Source organism: Salipiger aestuarii (genome assembly GCF_003259905.1).
Classification (GTDB): domain Bacteria; phylum Pseudomonadota; class Alphaproteobacteria; order Rhodobacterales; family Rhodobacteraceae; genus Salipiger; species Salipiger aestuarii.
Map to the genome: position 1 here is coordinate 1 of NZ_QLMG01000096.1, position 4,631 is coordinate 4,631.

The following is a 4,631-nucleotide window of genomic DNA, read 5'->3' on the forward strand; positions in this document are numbered from 1 at the left end:
CTCTTCGGCCGGTACCCTTCCTTGCTGAAACTCTATGCCGACAGCGGCTATCAGGGGCCGAAGTTTCAGGAGGAATTGAAGAAGGTTTGCCGCAAGATCAATGTCGAGATCGTCAAGCGGACGGATGCCGGCAAATTCGTCGTCCTGCCCAGGCGATGGGTGGTCGAGCGGACCATCGGATGGCTCAATCGCTGCCGCCGCCTGGCCAAGGACTGGGAGTGCCTGAACCAGAACGCATTGGCGTTCCTGCGATGGGCGTCCATTCGATCAATGCTGCGAAGGCTTTGCCAAGAAAGGATATGATCTCGGACGGACTCTTAGACAGCCCGTCAGGCGTCAATGCCCACTCTCTCTTGCGGGGGGAATGTCGGTCGTCCAGGAGCCCAAGTTGCCGAACCCCAGCATTATCGAAATCCCGGACAATGGCGGGGCGGTCGCAGTAGTGGCCGACCTCCACCTCAAGTCCCATTTTTGGCATGGAAGTAACCCGCTCGAGTTTCATGGCCTCGAAGATCGGCTGCTCGGGGAAAACATCGATGCCTTGATCGTCGCGGGTGACCTGTCCGACGCCTTCGGCCCGTCTCTGCAGGACGCGCTCGCCTACCTGACCCGCTATGTGCCCGCCGATCGCATCTACATCGTCCCCGGAAATCACGACTACTATTCTGGGCGGCTTGACGACGAGAACCGGCTCCGTGACCTGATTCACGCCAACGGGAGTTGGTTCGCGCAGAAGACCGAACTCCGCCATCGCAGCGACCGGTATCTCTGCGCCACGTTGTGGACGGACTTTGACCTACTGGGGGATCAGGAGGCTGCCAAGAACTTCGCCCGCCGATTCATGCGCGACTTCGACATGATTTTCATCGAAGCGCCCGGTCATGTGTGGCTTGACCCGGACCAGGTGCTGCCGCGCCGCATAGTCCCGGTTACACCTGAGGATATAATCGCCGTGCATCGGGAACACCGCGCTTGGCTGGAAGAACGACTGGCGACCCCACTTTTCGCCGGTAGTGGCAGGACCTTTGTCGTCACGCACCACGGTCCGCACCCGTTCGCCGCAGGGCCAATCGAGGGCCTCACGCCAGCCTATCATTCAGACCTGACCGAAGTCCTCGAGTGGAGCGACATCGACACCTGGTTCTTCGGACATTCGCACCGGCGGCTGTCCTGCACAGTCGCAGGGACACGTATCCAGAATGTTTCAATCGGCTACCCGGACGAGGATCACGGCGACGACGAGGATGACCTGGCGGATGTCTGCTTCATTGCGGCGGCGCTGAACACGCAGTCCTCGAATGAGGTTAGGGAACTGCCGGACGACCGACAGGCACTCGAGCAGGACTTCGAGTACGCGCTTCGGAGCAGCGAAACCGGCGTTCCTGTTCTGGTGGACAAGCTCTCCCCCTCAACGCGCACCTTTCTGCGCCGCGCGTTGAGGGGTTGCGCCTGCCCTGTCGTGCCGGAAGGAGACGCGTACTACGCAACCGATGTCATCGTCGCGCTCGGCCGGACACGGCCAGGTTCTGAATGATGCCGTTTGATGCGATCATTTCGATCTCGGGGATGCTGGCCTGCCTTGCTGGCCTTGTTCATGTCGTCATCGCCTACCGGCGGACGTCGCGCTCGGCTGAACCTGATCCGGAGCGTGTGAAGCGCTTTGTCGAAAGCGCGCCGCCGATCCCGGGCCACCTGCTTTACGCTCATCAGGACCAATGCCCCGAAGCGAGGCCCTCTCGCGCGCAAGAGGCCGAGCCTGCTGAGGAAGACTCAAAAGACCACGAGGCGCCGCGTTGACCACACCACTCCCCCTCGCGCCCGACCTCCTGGATCGGGAAACTGCCTTCTCCTTCGTATCGCGCCTCGCCGCGATGAACGGCGTCGATACTGCGGGCTTCTGCACCGACATGGGACTGTCCTTCAGCCAGGTGATCGACGGCAAGCCCGAAGCCTTGGCCCGTCTGGCAGATCTCAGCGCGACTGATGTCGAGGAGCTGCGGCGTTGGTCGCCGCGCTACCTGGGGAACCGGGAGCATGAGTTCCGCGGCAATCGCCTTCATGCCAAGGCCATCAAGGAAAGCACCGTCCGGGGCTGCCCTGCCTGTCTGCGGGAGGATGCGGAAGCCGCCCCAGACAGTTTTGAAGGCGACATGTACATCAGGGGCCACTGGCTCTTCCGGCCTGTGACACTCTGCCTGAAGCATCACCATCCTCTCGTTCCGCTCTGGACCGAGGCCAATGTCGGCCGGCGCTACGACACGGCCGCTCGCTTGGCCGAAATCGCACCCGGCGTATGGGCCGGAAAACTGGACAAGGAGCTTCGCGCCCCCAACCCGTTCGATGAATGGATCGAGGCCCGCCTTAAGGGCACCCCCACGGAGAGTTGGCTGGATCAGTTCGACCTCTACGCCGCCGCGCATTTCTGCGAGTTGCTCGGCCGCGCCATCTGGGCGGTCAGGTTCCCGAAGTGGAAGAAGTTCGGCCCGGAACGTGCCTGGATGTCCTTCGAGATGGGCTTCCGCTTCGCGACGACAGGGGAAGCGACGGTCCGCGATACCCTGATGCAGCTGCAGGAGACCATTGGCGAGCCGACCGACGGCCCCAAGAAGAAGTACGGCGCGCTGTACGACAGGCTCGCGTTCGACCTCCTGGGCGAGGCCTACGCTCCCTTCCGGGAGCTTCTCCGCGACCACATCGCAAGCACCTGGCCACTAGGTCCGGGCGACGATCTCATGGGAGAGCCTGTGCTGGAGCGAAAGGTCCACTCGGTCCGGACCGCCGCGCGCGAGCTTGGCATGGATCCCCGGCGCCTGCGGAAGCTGCTGGTCGATGTCGATCTCGTCCGGCCCGCCGAGACCGGCCGCGATGACCAGTGGGAGCTGTTCGATGCCAAGGCGGCGCAGCCGGATCTCGACCGGATCAACACCCTGGTGTCCACAAAGGACTTCCAGGAAGCATTGAACATGTCCCGCTCGCAGTTCGAACTTTTGCGAAAAGAGGGCCATTTCCCGCCCGCGATCGACGGTGGAGATCACAAGCCACTCTGGGACATCCGTGCCGCGCACCTGCATCTGGAAAGCCTGCTGACCGGTGCCGAGCCGGTCTACGTGACCATGCACGGCTGGGATGACATCCCGACGATCGCTCAGAGCCTCAAGGTCTCCCCCGGCACGGTCCTGAAGCTGCTCGAGGGCGGCAGGGTTCAGCGGATCGGTCGGCACACCAACCGTGATGGCTATGCCAGCATCGTGGTCACGAAAGGCGAGATCGAACGCCTTCTGGAGCGCCCCGAGGCGCCTGGTCTCAGTATCGATGTCTTCGCCCGCCAGTGCGGTCTGACACGCTCCGCCGCCATGCGGCTGGTGCGCGAAGGGCATGTCCCATCCACGGAAGGCCGACACCCCAAGACCAAGGCAAGGCAGCGCTTCCTGGCGCCAGGCGACCTCGCCGCTTTCAATGAGCGGTTCGTGACCCTGCGCGACCTGGCCGTCGAGCTTGGCATGCCCTGGCAAGCGCTCCGGCCCAAGCTGGCCGCTGCGGGGATCGAGCCCTTCAGCCCGGACGGGCAGGACTACGGTGCAGTTTTCGAGCGCGATGCCGCTACCGCAGCTGACCTTGCCACCACGAAACCAAGAAGCCATCAAAACAAGGAGAACGACGGGGAATGAAATACCTCATCACGACATATGACCGCAATGATGTGACGGATCATGCCAACTACTGCGAAGCTCATCAGATCCCATGCATCTACGCGCTGGTTCTGGGCGAAAAATGTACTGTCTTCGTTCAATGCGAAAAACTTACCGGCCCCCGGAGCCAAGCTATCAAAGCTCATAAGGCCGAGTTTGCGGAATTTGTCGCTCGTCTCGACAACACCTACGCGGAGCCCGCTTGGATTCAGCCAACCCTGCCAATGTCGTTCTGGTATCACGACCTGCCTGCTTCAGCTGCGGAGGACGTAGCGGAAGAGACATATGAATTCTTGAGAACGATCCTGGCTCCGTTCGACGACAAGTAGGTCACGAGCGGCTACGCAACGCGAGGCACACCACTTGCGAGACAGGCCAGGCCACTTGGCCAGCACTTCAGTCGATCTAAGACTGGACCCCCAAGAGCCTCCGGCCATCCGTGTTTCACGGCACGCCGAGCGCAAACCTCGATGCACTCCTTGCATCGGGCTTCAACCCTGGCCAGCGGTGTCACGCCCCCAGATATCGCACTACCGAAAATGCACTATGGAGAAACGGCACATGGAGTATTCACCTGACGACTGGGTGATCCTGAAAGTTTCGTTGGCGACGCGGGGTCGTGTCGCAAATGCTGTGGAAATTCCCTGTCGGCGTGCTCCGGGCATTTGAAGGCTCGTTTTTTCAGGCGGCGAGGTCAAGAGGCATCGGTTCGATGGGCTGAGAGAGGGTTTCCCAGCCATCGACCTTTCGCATCTGGATCTGGCCTGAGGCGAGCAGCGCCCAGAGCAGCATCGGCACGGTTTCGGCGCAGGGCAGCACGGTTTGGGTCTTGATGCGACGGCGGAACTCCCCGTTCAGGCGTTCGATGGCGTTGGTGGTCCGGGCCGATTTCCATTGCGACGGGTCAAGCCGAGTGAAGGTGAAGAGGCGCGCCCCGGCTTC

Annotated in this window: 6 protein-coding genes; 5 read left to right on the forward strand and 1 reads right to left on the reverse strand. The window is 62.0% G+C overall.

Annotated features, from left to right (window positions below):
* The 5 genes from ATI53_RS22460 to ATI53_RS22480 all read left to right on the forward strand — a co-directional run.
* The coding region (locus ATI53_RS22460; RefSeq protein ID WP_211315412.1) for a transposase at window positions 1-303 on the forward strand (303 nt) is incomplete at its 5' end.
* A gap of 85 nt (window positions 304-388) precedes the next feature.
* Window positions 389-1,534, forward strand: coding sequence for a metallophosphoesterase (locus tag ATI53_RS22465; protein WP_170134657.1), 1,146 nt, complete (start codon window positions 389-391; stop codon window positions 1,532-1,534).
* Entirely contained in the window at window positions 1,531-1,797 is a 267-nt protein-coding gene (locus ATI53_RS22470) for a hypothetical protein (protein ID WP_009502364.1), read from the forward strand. The genes ATI53_RS22465 and ATI53_RS22470 overlap by 4 nt, the downstream gene beginning before the upstream one ends.
* Window positions 1,794-3,668, forward strand: a complete 1,875-nt coding sequence (locus ATI53_RS22475; RefSeq protein ID WP_111551423.1) for a TniQ family protein — start codon at window positions 1,794-1,796, stop codon at window positions 3,666-3,668. Before ATI53_RS22470 ends, ATI53_RS22475 begins: the two co-directional genes overlap by 4 nt.
* Window positions 3,665-4,018 (forward strand): hypothetical protein, encoded by a 354-nt coding sequence (locus ATI53_RS22480; RefSeq protein WP_009502366.1) that lies wholly within the window; start codon window positions 3,665-3,667, stop codon window positions 4,016-4,018. The genes ATI53_RS22475 and ATI53_RS22480 overlap by 4 nt, the downstream gene beginning before the upstream one ends.
* Window positions 4,019-4,370: 352 nt before the next feature.
* On the opposite strand, the gene ATI53_RS22485 is transcribed toward ATI53_RS22480, so the two are convergent.
* Window positions 4,371-4,631: transposase (locus ATI53_RS22485; protein WP_211315413.1), on the reverse strand; the 261-nt coding region annotated here is incomplete at its 5' end.